14 protein-coding genes are annotated in these 16,741 nt (G+C 65.1%); 5 read left to right on the top strand and 9 right to left on the bottom strand.

Going from position 1 to position 16,741, the window contains the following annotated elements; all coding sequences use genetic code 11:
- Nucleotides 1–99: 99 nt before the first annotated feature.
- The 3 genes from glpD to glpK all read left to right on the top strand — a co-directional run bounded on the left by glpD (nucleotide 100) and on the right by glpK (nucleotide 4,237).
- A complete protein-coding gene (gene glpD, locus VC212_RS02900; protein WP_323514542.1) occupies nucleotides 100–1,614 on the top strand; it encodes a glycerol-3-phosphate dehydrogenase in 1,515 nt (504 codons plus the stop codon).
- Nucleotides 1,615–1,784: 170 nt separating this feature from the next.
- Nucleotides 1,785–2,606, top strand: coding sequence for an MIP/aquaporin family protein (locus VC212_RS02895; protein ID WP_055853399.1), 822 nt, complete (start codon nucleotides 1,785–1,787; stop codon nucleotides 2,604–2,606).
- Nucleotides 2,607–2,737: 131 nt separating this feature from the next.
- Nucleotides 2,738–4,237 carry a glycerol kinase GlpK gene (gene glpK, locus VC212_RS02890; protein WP_115512812.1) on the top strand — a complete coding sequence of 500 codons (1,500 nt, stop codon included), beginning with the start codon at nucleotides 2,738–2,740 and terminating at the stop codon, nucleotides 4,235–4,237.
- A gap of 111 nt (nucleotides 4,238–4,348) precedes the next feature.
- On the opposite strand, the gene VC212_RS02885 is transcribed toward glpK, so the two are convergent.
- Together VC212_RS02885 and pobA are read right to left on the bottom strand one after the other, a co-directional pair.
- Entirely contained in the window at nucleotides 4,349–4,861 is a 513-nt protein-coding gene (locus VC212_RS02885) for a nuclear transport factor 2 family protein (RefSeq protein ID WP_055853403.1), read from the bottom strand.
- A gap of 214 nt (nucleotides 4,862–5,075) precedes the next feature.
- Entirely contained in the window at nucleotides 5,076–6,263 is a 1,188-nt protein-coding gene (pobA, locus tag VC212_RS02880; protein WP_323514544.1) for a 4-hydroxybenzoate 3-monooxygenase, read from the bottom strand.
- 96 nt (nucleotides 6,264–6,359) lie between these two features.
- Between pobA and VC212_RS02875 the strand changes: the two genes are divergently transcribed.
- Nucleotides 6,360–7,256, top strand: a complete 897-nt coding sequence (locus VC212_RS02875) for a helix-turn-helix domain-containing protein (protein ID WP_323514545.1) — start codon at nucleotides 6,360–6,362, stop codon at nucleotides 7,254–7,256.
- Between the two features lie 126 nt (nucleotides 7,257–7,382).
- Here the strand turns inward: VC212_RS02875 and VC212_RS02870 are convergent, their stop codons facing one another.
- From VC212_RS02870 to VC212_RS02845, 6 genes are all read right to left on the bottom strand, one after another.
- Complete coding sequence (locus VC212_RS02870; protein ID WP_115526830.1) at nucleotides 7,383–8,864, bottom strand: benzaldehyde dehydrogenase; 1,482 nt, start codon at nucleotides 8,862–8,864, stop codon at nucleotides 7,383–7,385.
- 30 nt (nucleotides 8,865–8,894) lie between these two features.
- Nucleotides 8,895–9,662: a coniferyl-alcohol dehydrogenase gene (locus VC212_RS02865; protein WP_055853410.1), complete on the bottom strand. Its 768-nt coding sequence runs from the start codon at nucleotides 9,660–9,662 to the stop codon at nucleotides 8,895–8,897.
- A gap of 33 nt (nucleotides 9,663–9,695) precedes the next feature.
- The gene (locus VC212_RS02860) at nucleotides 9,696–10,715 is read right to left on the bottom strand and encodes a transporter (RefSeq protein WP_323514546.1); all 1,020 of its coding nucleotides are present in this window, start codon (nucleotides 10,713–10,715) and stop codon (nucleotides 9,696–9,698) included.
- 137 nt (nucleotides 10,716–10,852) lie between these two features.
- Complete coding sequence (locus VC212_RS02855) at nucleotides 10,853–11,329, bottom strand: MarR family transcriptional regulator (protein WP_115552710.1); 477 nt, start codon at nucleotides 11,327–11,329, stop codon at nucleotides 10,853–10,855.
- A 551-nt stretch (nucleotides 11,330–11,880) separates the two neighbouring features.
- The gene (locus tag VC212_RS02850) at nucleotides 11,881–13,134 is read right to left on the bottom strand and encodes an HD-GYP domain-containing protein (protein ID WP_323514579.1); all 1,254 of its coding nucleotides are present in this window, start codon (nucleotides 13,132–13,134) and stop codon (nucleotides 11,881–11,883) included.
- 150 nt (nucleotides 13,135–13,284) lie between these two features.
- Nucleotides 13,285–14,595, bottom strand: a complete 1,311-nt coding sequence (locus tag VC212_RS02845; RefSeq protein WP_323514547.1) for an MFS transporter — start codon at nucleotides 14,593–14,595, stop codon at nucleotides 13,285–13,287.
- A 917-nt stretch (nucleotides 14,596–15,512) separates the two neighbouring features.
- On the opposite strand from VC212_RS02845, the gene VC212_RS02840 reads away from it, so the two are divergent.
- On the top strand, nucleotides 15,513–16,058 hold the full coding sequence (locus tag VC212_RS02840; RefSeq protein WP_323514548.1) for a gamma carbonic anhydrase family protein: 546 nt from the start codon (nucleotides 15,513–15,515) through the stop codon (nucleotides 16,056–16,058).
- Nucleotides 16,059–16,114: 56 nt separating this feature from the next.
- On the opposite strand, the gene VC212_RS02835 is transcribed toward VC212_RS02840, so the two are convergent.
- Nucleotides 16,115–16,381, bottom strand: a complete 267-nt coding sequence (locus tag VC212_RS02835; protein ID WP_115561029.1) for a YkgJ family cysteine cluster protein — start codon at nucleotides 16,379–16,381, stop codon at nucleotides 16,115–16,117.
- Nucleotides 16,382–16,741: the final 360 nt, after the last annotated feature.

Genomic DNA, 16,741 nt, shown 5'->3' with positions numbered 1-16,741 from the left:
GCAATCCATGTCTTCACGTTCCGAAAAGGTTGGATGTTCGAATATGTTCGAACATGAAAACTTAGGTTCGCTCCTCAGCGCACCTGGACGGAGATAGCGATGGGCGAGACGTACGATCTTCTGGTGGTAGGCGGCGGCATCAACGGGGTCGGCATCGCCCGCGATGCGGCCGGGCGCGGTCTGTCGGTGTGTCTCTGCGAGCAGGACGATCTTGCCTCGCATACCAGTAGCGCCAGCACCAAGCTGATCCATGGTGGGCTGCGCTATCTGGAGCAATACGAATTCGCGCTGGTCGGCAAGGCACTGGCCGAGCGCGAAGTGCTGTTGCGCCTGGCCCCGCACATCATCTGGCCGCTGCGCTTTCTGTTGCCGCATCAACCGCATTTGCGCCCGGCCTGGATGATCCGCGCCGGCTTGTTCCTGTACGACCACCTTGGCGGCAGCAAGCGCAGCCTGCCGCGCTCGCGCCGGCTGTCGCTGCGCACACACCCGGTCGGGCAGCCGTTGCAGGAATCGCTGCGCACCGGCTTCGTCTATTCCGATGCCTGGGTGCAGGACGCGCGCTTGGTGGTGCTCAATGCGATGGATGCCGCCAAGCGCGGCGCCAAGATCCACACCCGCACGCGCTGCGTGGGTGCCTGGCGAGATGCCGGGTTCTGGTACGCCGAGCTCGAAGACCGCGACGGCCGCCGCCGCACCGTGCAGGCGCGCGCACTGGCCAATGCGGCCGGGCCGTGGGCGGTGTCGTTCCTGGACAAGGTGGCGGCGGTGCCGCATCAGCATGCGCTGCGCCTGGTCAAGGGCAGCCATATCGTGGTGCCCAAGCTGTTCGATCACGATCACGCCTACATCTTCCAGCAACCGGACCGGCGCATCGTGTTCGCCATCCCGTACGAGCATGACTTCACCTTGATCGGCACCACCGACGTCGACTACGAGGCCGACCCCGCCGCACCCAAGATCGACGCGGCCGAGGTGCAGTACCTGTGCGATGCGGTGAACCTGTATTTCCAGAAGCAGATCAGCCCGCAGGACGTGGTGTGGAATTACAGCGGTGTGCGCCCGCTGCTGGACGATGCCGAAGACAACGCCGCCGAAGTGACCCGCGACTATCAACTGGAAGTCATCAACGACGGCGCGCCGCTGCTCAACGTGTTCGGCGGCAAGTTGACCACCTACCGCAAGCTCGCCGAAGAGGCGGTCGACCGGCTCACCCATGTGCTGGGCGTCCGCAAGCCGGCATGGACCGCGCGTGGAGACGCACTGCCGGGCGGTGAACAACGCGATATCGCCAGCCTGCTCGAACGTGTGGGCAGCGCGCGCCCCTGGTTGCCTGCCGCCACCGCGCAGCGGCTGGTGCGCAATTACGGCACCTGTGCAGAGCAACTGTTGGGCGATGCGCAGAATGTGGCCGGCCTGGGCACGCACTTCGGCGCAGACCTGTATCAGGCCGAGGTGGACTACCTGCGTCAACACGAATGGGCGCAGACCGCCGACGATATCCTGTGGCGTCGCAGCAAACTCGGGCTGCGGATCGATGCAGCCGGACGTGCGCGGCTGGAAGACTATCTGCAGACGCAGGCGCCGCAACCAGCCGATGCCGCAACTGTTTGAACACACCGCGTTGCCGGCGAGGACGGGTCGTCCGGCAACGTATCCTGGCGCACTGCCTGCATCACCCTGTGGAGGGCACCCCCGATGAGCACGACCCACTCCCCCTGCGCGCCAACGCGCGCGTCGCAATCCCCTGTTCGTTGCAATGACCTGCTCGCGGGCCTGCGCGCATGAGCCGTCAACTCGTGGGTGAGTTGATTTCCGAGGCGATCGCGATGTTCATCATCATCGCGCTCGGCGATTCGGTCGCGGCGATGTACATCCTCTACGACCCCAGTCCTTACCAAAACGCATATTGGGGCGTGTGTATCGCCTGGGGCCTGGCGGTGACGCTGGCGATCTACGTGACCGGCTCGGTGTCGGGCACGCACGCCAACCCGGCGGTCACGCTAGCGCTGGCGCTATTCCGCGATTTTTCTTGGAAAAAGGTAGTGCCGTACTGGATTGCGCAGGTCATCGGCGCCTTCCTGGGCGCGGCCATCGTCTATCAGTTGTACGGGCCGGTGATCGACCATTTCAACCAGGTGCAGCAGCTCACCCGCGAAGCAGGCGGCGCGGCCGGTGTGTTCTTCACCGCGCCCGGTCTTGCGGTCACCCCGATGCATGCGCTGGTCGACCAGATCATCATCACCGCGTTCCTGATCTTCGGCATCTTCGCCATCACCGAGCGCTTCAACGAAGCTGCGCCAGGCGCCAATTCCGGCGCGTTGATGATCGGCCTGCTGGTGGCAACGCTGGGTGCGTCGATGGGCTATCTGGAAGCATGGGCGATGAACCCGGCGCGCGATTTCGGCCCGCGTCTGTTCGCGTATTTCGCCGGCTGGGGCGAAGCGGCGTTGCCGGCCAAGGACAATTACTGGTGGATCCCGATCGTCGGCCCGTTGATCGGTGGGCCGATCGGCGCACTGGCCTACCAGTGGCTGATCCTGCCGTTCCTGCCGGCGCGCGTGCGCCATCTGCAGGGCGACACCGCGCCGCTGGATCCGCGCTAGTCGCCGCCGCAGTGAATCGACCACCACGACGATGTGCGGGCCGCCGCTAACCGGCAGCCCGCACATCGCTCCCAGGCTGCACCGACCACTCTCGCCGCGCGCCAATGCCGGCATTGTTTGAGGAATCTTCGATGGAAAAGCAATACGTCCTTGCGATCGATCAGGGCACCACCAGCTCGCGCGCGATGTTGTTCGATCGCCAGGGCAAGGTGGCCGGTGTGGCGCAGCGCGAATTCGGGCAGATCTTCCCGCAGCCGGGCTGGGTAGAACACAACCCGCGCGAAATCATGACCAGCGTCTACACCACCATTACCGAGCTGCTCAACAACGCGCAGATCGATGCGCGCTCGATCGCCGGCATCGGCATCACCAACCAGCGCGAAACCGCGGTGGTGTGGGACAAGGCCACCGGCCAGCCGATCTACAACGCCATCGTGTGGCAATCGCGGCAGACCAAGGACATCTGCACCCAGCTCAAGGAAGCCGGCCATGAGCAGATGGTGCGCGACAAGACCGGGCTGCTGATCGATGCGTATTTTTCCGGCACCAAGGTCAAGTGGATTCTCGATCACGTGGAAGGCGCACGCGAGCGCGCGCGCAACGGCGAACTGGCTTTCGGCACCATCGACAGCTGGCTGATCTGGAACCTCACCGGCGGCAAGGTGCACGTGACCGATTACACCAACGCCTCGCGCACCATGATGTTCAACATCCACACCCTGGAATGGGATGCGGAGCTGCTGGAGATGCTGGACGTACCGGCGCAGATGCTGCCGGAGGTGCGCTCCTCCAGCGAGGTCTATGGCATGACCCAAACCCAGTATTTCTACGGCGAGCAGGTGCCCATCGCAGGCATCGCCGGTGACCAGCAGGCGGCGTTGTTCGGCCAGGCGTGTTTTGAGCCGGGCATGGCGAAAAACACCTATGGCACCGGCTGTTTCATGCTGATGAATACAGGCGACAAGGCGGTGATCTCCAAGGCCGGCCTGTTGACCACCATTGCCTGGGGCATCGATGGCAAGGTCGAGTACGCGCTGGAAGGCGCGATCTTCGTCGCCGGCTCAGTGGTGCAGTGGTTGCGCGATGGCTTGCGCATGCTGGGCAAGGCCAGCGACTCGCAGGCCTATGCCGAACGCGCTGGCGATAACGATGGCGTCTACCTGGTGCCAGCCTTCGTCGGCCTGGGCGCGCCGTATTGGCGCAGCGATATTCGTGGTGCGGTGTTCGGCCTGACCCGTGGCACCAGCAAGGAACACTTCGTGCGCGCGGCAGTCGAATCCATGGCGTATCAGACCCGCGACGTACTCACCGCGATGCAGAGCGATTCGGGCATCGAGTTGAAGGAGCTGCGTGCCGACGGCGGCGCGATCGCCAACGATTTCATGGCGCAATTCCAGAGCGACATTCTCAACGTGCCGGTACTGCGCCCGGAAGTGGCCGAAACCACCGCGCTCGGTGCGGCCTATCTGGCAGGTCTTGCGACCGGCTTCTGGAGCAGCCGCGAAGAAATCGCCAAGCAATGGGCGGTGGATCGACGCTTCGAACCGGCCATGGCCGAGGACAAACGCGAGCAACTGTATGCCGGTTGGCAGCAGGCGGTGGAAGCGACGATGGGCTTCAAGATCAGCTAAGCAGCTGCGCCTGATGGTGGCTGCCGGCATGCGTTCTGCCGCAGTGTTTGCTGGTTACACAACGCATCTATCGCCGGCCTGCATCGTGCAGGCCGGCGATACGTCACACGATTACTGGCCGCTGGTGTTTGCGCGGCCGGCAATGGTGTCCGGGTCCCAATGTTCCTTGATCAGACCCTTTTCGATACGGAACATGTCGAACCAGGTGGTGGTATAGGTCTTGCCCGGGTTACGCGGGTCCGGCAGCGTGCGCACCGACACCAGCGTGACCAGATCGCCATCGGCGGTGATGGCCACCAACGGCAACTGCACGCGCGGCTGCACCGGGGTGGGCCTCACGAAGGCGGTCAGAAATGCAATGAACGCATCGCGCCCGTTGGCGACATTCGGGTTGTGCTGGATGTAGTTCTTGTCCATGTACATCGGCGCGTACTGCACCTGCCCCGCTTCGAACACGATGCGCCAGAAGTCGTAGACCAGGCGCTTGTTGGCGGTCTCGTACCAATTTGAACCGAGCAGCATCTTCTGGTGATTGGTATTTTCAGTGACGGCGGTCTGCGCGAACGCCGCCATCGGTGCGACCAGCATGATCAGCAACAAGGCGCGGGAAACAATCTTTTTCATGGGGCTCTCCTGGGAGGAAACGAGTCATGCGCTCGCGGGGGAGTTGGCGCACGGCTCGCTATTGGGGGAATGACGCGTCCTTGCATGGACAGCAACCGCCACGCGTCCATGCCACCCTACCGAGCACATCCGCTGCCGCGCTAGCCACCCGGAAGTGCACCAGGACATTTCAAAACTGCCTGGTGATAAAAGAATTACCTTCGAATTGGCTGCGTCAGGCCCCGGCCAATTCGGCCATCGGCAGCCCCGCATAGTTCTCCGCGATGGTCGCGCGGCCGGCGTCGCTGCCCAGCAAATACTCCAGCTCGGCCTGGCGGATGCGTGCAGTAAAGGCATCCTCGTCGTCGAAGGTGTGCAGCAGCGTGGTCATCCACCACGAAAACCGCTCGGCCTTCCACACCCCCTGCAGCGCCAGGGACGAGTACTGCTGCAACACATCGGCATCGCCGGATGCCTTCCAGCGCGCGAACAACTGCGCGAGCAGGCCGACATCGGCCAACGCCAGGTTCAGCCCCTTGGCGCCGGTGGGCGGCACGATATGCGCGGCATCGCCGGCCAGAAACAGGCGGCCGTATTGCATCGGTTCGGCGACGAAGCTGCGCAGCGGCGCGATGCTCTTTTCGATGGATGGGCCGGTGACCAATTGTTCGGCCAATGCTGCCGGCAGCCGTGCGCGCAGTGCATCCCAGAACGCCGCATCGCTCCAGGCTTCCACACGGGCGTCTGCCGGCACCTGCACGTAGTAGCGCGTGCGGGTGGGCGAGCGCATCGAGCACAACGCAAAGCCGAGCCGATGGCGCGCATAGATCAGCTCATCGTGCACCGGCGGCGTATCGGCCAGCACGCCTAACCAGCCGAACGGATAGACGCGCTCGAACAGGCGCATGCGCTCGGCCGGGATGCTGGCGCGGCTGACCCCATGAAAGCCGTCGCAGCCGACGATGTAATCGCAGGCAACGCGCAGGCGGGCACCGTGATGCGTGAACTCGACGCTGGGTGCGGTGCTGTCAAGCGCGTGCAGGGTGACGTCGCGTGCGTCGTAGTAGGTGGGCGCACCGCTGCGCTGACGCGCCTGCATCAGATCGGCGGTGACTTCGGTCTGGCCATATACCGTGACGCCGCGGCCGCAGCCGCGCAGCAGATCGATGCGCTCACGCTGGCCATCGAGCGATAGTTCGAAGCCGTGATGCGGCAGCCCTTCGCGCTGCACGCGCTCGCCGACACCGGCGCGTTGCAGCAGCTCCACACTGCCCTGCTCCAGCACACCGGCGCGGATGCGCCCAACCACGTGTTCCGGGGTCTGCCGTTCGACGATGAGGGTGTCGATGCCGGCGCGCAGCAACAGCTCGCCCAGCAGCAGCCCGGATGGCCCGGCACCGATGATTGCAACCTGCGTCCGCATGGGGCGCTCCTGCCTTTAATGATCAGACCTGCAGTGTCGGTAGCCAACCGCTGCCATTGAAGGGATGATTGCAGGCAGTACTTGGACTTTTCGACGATGCCCACTCGCACGCACCACACTGCTGCAGTCGCTGCTGTTCCTGCATTCGGCCTGTACGGCGAGCGGCACGCCGATGCGCCGGAGTTGTTGCATTGGGAGTCGATCGCCGCACGCAGCCGGCTGCATGACTGGCACATCACCCCGCACCGGCATGAAGATCTGGCGCAGCTGCTGTATGTGCAGCGCGGGCCGGCAACCCTGCAACTGGATGGACGCACCCAGCGTCTGCGGGGTGCCACCGTGGTATGGCTGCCGCCGCTGTGCGTGCACGGTTTCGCGTTCGACCCGCAGGTGCGCGGGCACATCATCACCTTGTGCATGCCGCTGGTGCGCGACGCCCTGAGCGCTGCACCGCTACTGCAATCCAGCCTGGCGACGCCGGCAGTACTGCCGGTCAAAACCTCGCAACGCCTGCTCGACGTGCTGTTCGGCAGCATCGCCGACGACCACGCGCATCAGCGCGTCGGGCACGAGGCCGCATTGCAGGCCGCAGCAACGCAACTGGTGATCTGGACCGCGCGCGCTGCGCTGCAGGGCCTGCAAGACGCGGCCGTGGCCAACGCGCAAGCCGATCCGGCCCTGCGGCATCTGCGTGCGTATCAAACCTTGATCGACCAGCACTACCGCGCACACTGGCCGATCTCCCGCTACGCGGATCAGCTGGGACTGACGCCAGGCCATCTCACTGCGTTGTGTAGACGGCTGGCCAATGCGTCCGCATTGGAACTTTTGCAGCGCCGGATCATGCTCGAAGCACGTCGCAACCTGCGCTACACCAGCCTGAGCGTGCAGCAGATTGCCGCAGCGCTTGGATTTTTCGACGCTGCGTATTTCAGCCGCTACTTCGCGCGGCAGGCAGGCTGTTCGCCGACGCGTTTTCGCACCGGCGAGTGAGTCGATGAAGCGCCGCCGAGCCGGCGGCACGAAAACGTCGCGACAAGCTCGGCACTGACACAGCGACACAACCCGCCATGTCTTGGAGCTGCGCCGGGACCAGCTAGCCGATCCCGGCGCCTGCCATCAGAACGGGTACTGCGGCACCTCGTTCTTGATCGTCAGCCACTGCCAGTGCGTGTACTGCTCCCAATCGGCAGGGCCACCGACGCTGGTGCCGTTGCCGGATGCGCCGGTGCCGCCGAATGGATTGATCACCTCGTCCACCACGGTCTGGTCGTTGATATGCAGCAACCCTGTATGCAGGCGTTCGCCCAGGGCCAGCGCACGCGACACCGACGCCGACATGATGCCGGCGGCCAGACCATACTCGCTGTGGTTGGCCATTTCCGCGGCTTCTTCGTCGGTATCGAACACGGTGATATTGATCACCGGCCCGAACACCTCTTCGTCGAACACGCGCATGCCGGGGCGCACGTTGGACAGCACGGTGGCCGCGTAGAACAGCCCCTCGTTGGTCGCGCCGGCTTCCACCACGGCGCCGGCGGCGACGCTGTCGGTGACGATATCGATCACGCGTTGCAGCTGGCGCTGGTCGATGATCGGGCCCAATGCCACGGTGCCGCTGACCGGGTCGCCCACCGGCAGATGCCGCGCTTTTTCCGCCAGACGCTGGGTCAGCGCATCCGCCACGCTGCGCTGTACCAGCACCCGTCCGGTGGCCATGCAGATCTGGCCCTGATGCAGGTAAGCACCAAAGGCAATCGCCGATGCAGCGCGGTCTAGATCCGCGTCGTCGAGCACAATCACTGCGTTGTTGCCGCCGAGTTCCAGCGCCACCTTTTTCAAATGTCGCCCGGCAATTTCGCCGATGCGGCGGCCGGCGGCAGTGGAGCCGGTAAAGGCGATCATCGGAACATCAGGCGCTTCCACCAACGCCTGACCGATCTGCGCATCGCCGTGCAGCACATGCAGCAAGCCCTTCGGCAGGCCCGCTTCTTCCAGTACCTGCGCAATGATCACACCACCGGTGTACGGCGTGCGCGGGTCGGGTTTGAGGATGACCGCATTGCCCATCGCCAATGCCGGTGCAACCGAGCGCAGCGACAGAATCAGCGGAAAGTTGAACGGGGAAATCACCGCCACCACGCCCAACGGCAGATGACGGGCAAGGCTGAGCTGGCCCGCGCCGGTCGGCAGCACCTGCCCAACCGCCTGCAACGGCAGGCCGGCGGACTGCTGGTAGAACACCACTGCTTCATCGACTTCGCGCTGCGCCTTGGGCAGGATGCCGCCGGTTTCGCGTGCGATCAGCAACGCGGCTTCGGCACTGCGTGCCTGCATCACCTGTGCAGCGCGATGGAAGATCGCAGCACGCTCGCGTGGCGCGGTAGCGGCCCAGGCGCGCTGCGCCTGTTTGGCCTGTGCCACAGCGGCGGCAACATCGGCCAGATCGGCCTTGCTCACCTCGTGCAACAAACCGCCGGTGGCCGGCTCATAGATCGGCAACGCGCCGCCGTGGCCGGGCACCCAATCGCCATTGAAGATACAGCCGTGCCAAGCGGGTGTCGCGGTCGCAGCGACCGCTGCGCTGGGAAGAGCATTCATGGTCTAGCTCCTGCTAAAACAGTGGGGGAATTACAGCGTGGTGGATGCCAGGCCGCCATCGACCGGCAGGGTGATGCCGTTGATCCAGCGCGCGGCATCGGATGCGAGAAACACGATGGCCTCGGCCACTTCGTCGGCATACGCAGGGCGTGTCATGCGCTTGGCGTCTTCCTTGACGCGCTCTTCGCCCAGCATGGCGGCGAAATCGCCAAGGATCGGCGTAAACACCGGCCCGGGCGAGACGTTGTTGACACGCACGCCGCGCTCGGCAAACCACGGCCGCGATTGCAGCAAGGTCCACACGATCAGGGCTTCCTTGAAATACTGATAGCAGGTGTCGTGCGCCACCGGATGCGCGGCCAGCCATGCGGTGCCGGCGTCGAAACTGTCGGTAGCGGCCAGTTGCTTGTGCAGGTCCAGCCGCTGCGGCCATTCTGCGCCCAGGATCGACGCGACATTGATGATGCTGCCGCCGGCCACGATGCGCGGCAGCAGGGCCTGGCTCAGATGCCGCAGGCCCAGGTAATTGACGCGTGCCACCACATCCAGCGGTGCGGTGCCCGGCACGCCGGCCACGTTGGCCAGGGCATCGATCTTCTCCGGCAGCGCGCGCACCAGCGCATCGATGGAGGCCGTATCGCCCAGGTCGGCCTGATGGAAGCCATGCAGGGTCATCTGCACCGGAGTGCGATCGACACCGATCACCGTGGCGCCATGGAACCGCGCAAGCCGTGCGACCTCTGCGCCGATACCCGACGCCACACCGGTCACCACGATCGTCTTGTTTTGCAAATTCATTGCCACCCTCCGTAGGAGCCAGCTGCGCCGGCACTAGAACACATGGACGTACTGCAGGTTGACGTTGTTGCCGGAAGCCGCGTTTCTGACTTTCACCGGCAGATAAAGATTGGCGAACAGGATGTTGTCGGCATCGAACCGCCACACACCGCCCGGGCCGGCGTAGAACACACGCTGGCGGCTGTCGGGCACGCGCTGGCCATTGGTGCGGTTATCGCGAAATTGCGTGAGGTAATACGCGTTGATGCCGAATCGCACATCCGGCACCACTTCCCAGGAGGTGGCGAAATTGATCCAGCCCGCGTCGCCAGCCTGGCCGTTGCGGAAGGCAAACCCGTCGGGCAGGTTGGGCCGGCGCTCGCTGCGAAAGTTATAGACGTAGTTGAAGCGTGCGCTGATTTCCCACTTGGGCGTGGGCAGCACCGTCACTGCGTAATTGGGGATCAGCGACCAATAGCCCGAGCCCTGGTTGAGATCGCGGTCGCGGTCGAACTTGCCGATCGGTGCCACCGCGTTGAATTCGAAACGCTGCGAGAACACCGGCCGCCCGTCGCGCATTACCGGCAGCATCTGCACATACGGGCCGAAGGTCAGATCGCCCACGCCGGCGCCGTTGTCGCGCAAGGTGGCGATGCTGTTGCGACCGAACGAGGCATCCAGATTCACCAGCGGCAGTAGCGTGTTGAAGCCCACTACGCCACCGAACAATTTGTAAGGCGTGACGTACGCGATCTGCGTCAGCAGCAGCGTCGAGTCGATGCGCGGGTTGTCGAACACCGGCACATCGTCGCCACGCGCGTCCTTCACCGAATCCAGCGAGGTCTGGCGCAGGTAGGTGATCACCGCCCAGCCGGGTGTGGTGCGGGTAAAACCATCTAGAAAACTCGTCCCGCCGGTGTTGAGGCCATTGGTCAACGCCATGCTCTGCGGCACGCCCTGCGCCAGCGCCGCCCCGCTCGCAAACAGCCCCACGATGCCGAGCGCTGCACGCACCCGCCACATTGCCTTTACAGCCACGCCACGCACCACCGAGGGTCGAATCACGACGCACATCTCCAGCGTTGGAAGAAAACAGCGGGCGTGCCACCTGGCACGCGGTCAGGCAGGGGCGATCCCCGCGCTGCGCACAGCACGTGCCATCAAGACGTTGGTGAGATCACGCCGCCCGGCAACGGGCTGGCGCAGAAGACTTACAGCGTGTCGAGCCGATCCAGGCGATCGAGCGCGCGCAGCAGCGGCGCCTCGCTGGTACCGAGTACGGCACTGAGCTGCTGTTCCATGCGCAGCACTTCGGCTTCGGCATCGGTCAGCAGGGTGACGCCGGCCGGCGTCAATGACAGATGCTGCATGCGCCGGTCCTGACGCCCGCGCACCTGACGCAGCAGACGGCGCTTGACCAGGCGCGCCACCACGATGGCCAGATTCGGAGCCGAGACATGCAACACGTCGCCGATCTGGCGCTGATTGATGCCCGGATTGCCGTCCACCAGCATCAGTAGGGAAAAATCGACCGGCTTCAGATCGAAGGCGGCAACGCACTCCTGGAACATCCGCCGCACCAGCAGTTCGGTGCGGGTGATGCGATAGCCCAGCAGTCGCAGCAGACGCGCCTGGTCCACCGCAGTGATGGCATCGGGCAACGGTGCAGCAGTGGCAGTAGCGGGCATGACGGTTCTCGCGACAAAGGCAGCGGGCGGAGCGGTACGCGCCATGCGCCCGGTCCGCAACGCCGATCCCCGGCGTGCAGCGCATTGTAGACGCGGCCAGGCCTGCCGATGTGGACATGCAGGCTGCCGGTACGTGCGATATCTGCGCACGCGTCCGTGCGTCTGCCGCACCGCTCTTCCACGCATGCGCCTGCCATCGGTACAGCAGCGCTGCGATGTGCGGGGGACGGCGGTGATCCAGGCACGGCTTGGACATGAGATCCGGTCGGCAAGTGATTGCGTTCCGGAATAGTTATTGATCATAACTACATTGCCAAGCTGCAGCGCAGCATGGTCGCGCTCGCTAGTCCGCGGACGGGTGCTGGGTGCTGGGTGCTGGGTGCTTGGTGCTGGGAAGGCGGGAAGGCGGGAAGGCAAGTACCGCTCGCAGGCGAGCCAGCCGCGATGGCTGCCACGGCGTTATCGCCGCAGCCCACTGTCGAGATCACCGACGGCCGCGCCCGCCCACGCGGCACATGCAACGCCCGGCAAGGCAGCGCTGCGCAGCGCGCTTACGGCAGCCAGAGTTTCTCGAGATCGCGGAAGCCCCAGTCGGTCGGGCTTTCCATCTGCGCAATGCGGTCCTGGCAGTCGGGCCGCGACAGGTCGATGTCCTGCACCAGCACGTGACTGCGCAACTTGGCCGAATAGAACACGCGCACCTTGGGCTTGAGCAGCGCGTCCGGGGTCTGTTCGATCACCACGGCCAACTTTTGCGATTCCAGCCGCACCAGCGAGCCGACCGGATAAATGCCCAGCCGGCGCACGAACGCCTGAAAGATCGCCGGGTCGAAGTGACCCTTCCACGACGCCATCTGCTTGAGCGATTCGGCCGGGTCCCAGGCGCGTTTATAGGGGCGGTCGGAACTGATGGCGTCGTACACATCGCACACCGCGCCCATCCGCGACATCAGCGAGATGTCTTCGCCGACCAGGCAGTTGGGGTATCCGCTGCCATCCATCTTTTCGTGATGATGCAGCGCAATTTCCAGCACCACCGCGTTCTGCACGCCGCCGGCCATCAGCAGGCGATGCCCATCCAGCGGATGCTGGCGCATCACTTCCATCTCGTCGTTGGTAAGCCGGCCGGGCTTGTTGAGAATATCCAACGGCGTCACCGCCTTGCCCATGTCGTGCAGCAGGCCGCCCATCGCCGCTTCCACCACCTGCGCCTCGGGCAGACCGAGCTGCCGCGCCAGCCCGCTCATCAGCCCGGCCACGGCCATCGAATGCAGATAGGTGTAGTCGTCGGCGGTCTTGAGCCGCGCCACGCTGATCAAGGCCTGCGGATGACGCAGTACCGAATCGTTGATGGCTTCCACCAGCGGCATGGCCGCCTCGGTGTCGACGGTGCGCCCCAGCCGCACGTCGCGAAACATCGCTTCCACCATGTCGCGGCCGTCTTCAAAAATACGCCGCGCCCGCACCACCTCGGCTTCGATCCCGACCTGCGCGGTGACGCTGTTGGTCCGTGCACTGCGCGCGGTGGACGCCGGCTCCGGCGGTTCTGGCTCCGGTTCCGGCGTGGGCGGCGGCGATGGCGTCTGGCCCGTCTCCTGCTCGTCGACCGTCGCGCCGGTGTCCACATCCAGGCCGCGGGCGGTGTCGATCACCAGTTGCTCGATCCGACTGCCGTGAATCTTGTCCACGTCGTCGGAATCGACCAGAAAGGACGTTTTCCAGAACGGATGGTGCACCCACGCGCCCAGCAGCTTGTAGACATACATGCCGGGACGGAGTTGGTCGGAGTCGATGGTTCTGAGCATGCCGGCGCTGGTCTGCACAATATCCACGGAAGAGTCCGCCACGGGCTTGGCGGTCTCCGGAGTTATCGGCACCGGTCGCGATTTCTTTGGTCTACGAACGTAACCGCAGCCGCCACACCAGCCGGCATTGGGCACCGCAAGCTGAGCAGTTCAGCGCTCCGGCAAGCGCATCGCCACCACCGCAGCAGCGGCCAATAGCAACGGCACGCCACAGGCCAGATACAACATGGCCGGCGACCAACCGGCATCCAGCAGCACCCCGGCGCACAGCGGCGAGGCAATGGCGCCCAGACGCCCGATCCCGATCGACCAGCCCATGCCGGTGGAGCGCACCGCCGCGGTAAAGACCACCGGCGCCACCGCATACAGCCCACCCATCGCCGCCGTCAGGGCCGCACCGGTCAGCAACGCGGTGACAAATGCCCAACTCAGCACCGTGCTGCTCAACCCGAACGCGACCATCCCGATCGCCACCAGCACCAGTGCGCCGGCGGTGAGCCGCGACAAGCGCCCGCGCAGGGCCAGCCAACTGAATAACGTGCCGCCCACAATGCCACCCAGGTTCAGCAGCACCCCGCCGGTAAGGCCCTCGGCAGCCGACAGGCCGGCGGTCACCAGCAGCTTGGGCGTCCAGCTGAGCACGAAGTAGAACGCGAACATCAGCAGGAAGAACGCCAGCGCGATCAGCAGCGATTGCCGCCGCAGCTTACCCACGAACAAGGCCGCATACCCCTGCGCCTGCCCTGCCGCCTGCGCAGGTGGCAGCGGCAACTGCGGATGCGGCGCCATCCCCATGCGTGCCAGCACCGCATTGAAGCGTGCATGCGCGTGGGGCGGCCGGCGGGCGATCAAAAAGTCCAGCGATTCGGGCAAAAAGGCCAGCACCAGCGGCACGCAGAGCAGCGAGCCGAGCGCACCGAGCCAGAACACCGATGGCCAGGACCAGTGCTGCACCAGCAGCGCGGCGATCGCGCCCCCGATCGTCGCCCCGACCGGGTAGCCGGTGGCCTGCAGCACCGTCGCCGTACTGCGCCAGCGTGCGGTGGAATATTCGGCAGCGGTCACCGCCACGCAGGCCAGCATGCCGCCGATCCCGACCCCGGTGAATGCCCTCAGCGCGCCCAGCTGCCACACATCGCCCGCCAGCGCAGACGCGCCCATGCCGACGGTCAGGATGGCCAGACACACCAGGATCAGCGCACGGCGGCCGATGCGGTCTGCCAACGGCGCCAGCAATAGCGAGCCCACCGCCATGCCGACCAGCCCGGCACTGAACAGCGCCCCCAGCAGCTTGCCCGACAGCTGCCAGTCGGCCGACACGTGCGGAGCGGTGAATGCCATCGCCATCACGTCGAAGCCGTCGAGCATCGTCAGCAGCACGCACACCGCCACGGCCCTCCACTGGAACGGCGTCATGCGCTCCAGGACAAAGTGCGTGGAAGTTGGGGTGCTTTGGAGCATTGGCGTGTCCTGTGAGATGAGGCGTGCTGGTCTAGTGTCGCTGCAGGACGTGCGGTATCGCGGCGTGTCTTGTGCGCCGTGCTACGCCACGTGGCCGCCAACTGGAAAAACGGGTACGTGTGGCAGACCGCGATCAACGCGTGGCAACCGCATGCACGCTAGGCCGATTGCAGGTGGTGTTCAAGACCGATTACCGCAGTGTTGTGCGCTTATCGGACGGCCGGCGAACCGGACTTCGCTTGCGCAGCGATGCGTTCGGGTGTGCTCTCTGCGTTGCCGGCTGCTCCTTCAGGTACGGCGCGCGCCTGGCGATCAGATCTGGCGCGGCCGCAGCGTTCGCCTCCGCAGCGTTATCTCGTTAGCTGTGCGAGATCGCCTTCGACGAGCGTGTGCGGTGCTTGTACGCAGCGTTGCGACAACTTGCGCAATGCACTTCGTCGGCGAATATCACGGCGACAACGCTCCATGCGGCTTGGAGCGCCTAACAAACCCGCTCAAACAGCCGTCAGGTGGGTGCGGACAGCGCGTGCATAACCGGAGCGTACGAGTCGGCAATACCGATTCCGAGCAGCGGCCCTGCCCGGCCGGTGGCCGCGCCGTAGTTTGTTATCTGCTCCTTGTCATGCATGCATCATGGGCAGCGGACGCGCTGCGTGTCTGTCGGATTGCCGGATGTGCAGCATGCTCAGGCAGCAACACAGCGTGTGACTTCAAAGGGGCGCTATTCGTCTGCAGCGATTGACCACAGCCTGGCCCAACACACATCGCGGCATGCCGCGTCCACAGCATCCACAACGCACGTGCGCATCTGGCGACATCCATTGCACAGCACGACCACTGCCGCGGCAGTCCGCACCGCACAGGTATCATCCAGGCGTGTCCGCAGTTGGCGGCACGTTGATTGACCGGAGAGTGCCGTGACCCCGATTCGCCCGTTTCTGGAACACACCCCACAGCTGGGTGAACGCGTCTATGTCGACCCGGCCTGCACCATCATCGGCAAGGTGAGCCTGGGCGACGATGTATCGGTGTGGCCAGGCACGGTGATCCGCGGCGACGTCAATCACGTGCAGATCGGCGCACGCACCAATGTGCAGGACGGCACCATCATTCACGTCAGCCACCACAGCCCGTTCAACAAGGCCGGCTATCCAACCATCATCGGCGAGGACGTGACCGTGGGCCACGGCACCATCCTGCACGCCTGCACCATCGAAGACCTTTGCCTGATCGGCATGGGCGCCTGCGTACTGGATGGGGCCACCATCAAACGCTACGGCTTTGTTGGCGCCGGTGCGGTGGTGGGGCCGGGCAAAGTGGTTGGCGAAGCGGAATTGTGGCTGGGCAATCCGGCGCAGCTGGCGCGCACGCTCAGCGACAAGGAAATCGAAAGCCTGCACTACTCCGCGCAACATTATGTGCGGCTTAAGGATCAGTATCTGAGCGCGCCTGTCCGCGACTGAGCAGCCGCACGGCCCACTCCTGACTGGCGTCGACGCAGCAGCACAGGGCTGGTCTTTCAGGGCTGCGTGGCGCGCTCTAACGCCGTCAGCATCGTCAACGCTTGTTCGCGCGATGTGCCGCACATCTCCAGCGACGGCCGCAGGCTGCCGCACACCGCCGGGCGCTGCGGCGACCCGAACAACCGGCAGCCCAGCTGCGCGTCCAGCTGCACGCACGCCACCCCGGCCGGCTTGCCGTTGGGCATGCCGGGGATTGGCGAACTGATCGAGGGCGCGATGCAGCACGCGGCACAGCCGGCGCGGCACGACATGGCAGAGGTCATGCGCGCAGTTTAGAGCGGCCAGCAGAACGTAGCGAGCGAACGTCAGGTGCGTGCGGGCGAGGCACGCAGCCCCGCGATTCGCATGGTTGGCGACGACGCTGCGGCGCGAATGCGCCCGCCTGACGGTGAGCACTGTGGTTGTCGTGGCTCCCCCTGAACCGGCGCGCATGCGCGCAGCCTGGAAAACGCGCGTGTCGCGCCGCATCGATGAACCGTTCGACTAGCCGCACATGCCTGCCCGGCCACGCGTTCGCCGCATCCGTGCTCGCCTGCCGCCGCGCTCGTGCCTGGCGGCTGCGTGCTACCGTGACCGATCGCCAGAACGCGCCGTGACGGTTGCAGCAGCAACAGTCGCGACGC

It is taken from the genome of Xanthomonas sp. WHRI 8932A (assembly GCF_035012785.1).
In the GTDB taxonomy this organism is placed as follows: domain Bacteria; phylum Pseudomonadota; class Gammaproteobacteria; order Xanthomonadales; family Xanthomonadaceae; genus Xanthomonas.
The sequence above is the reverse complement of the archived record's forward strand: the minus strand, read 5'-3'. Positions and strand labels throughout refer to the sequence as shown.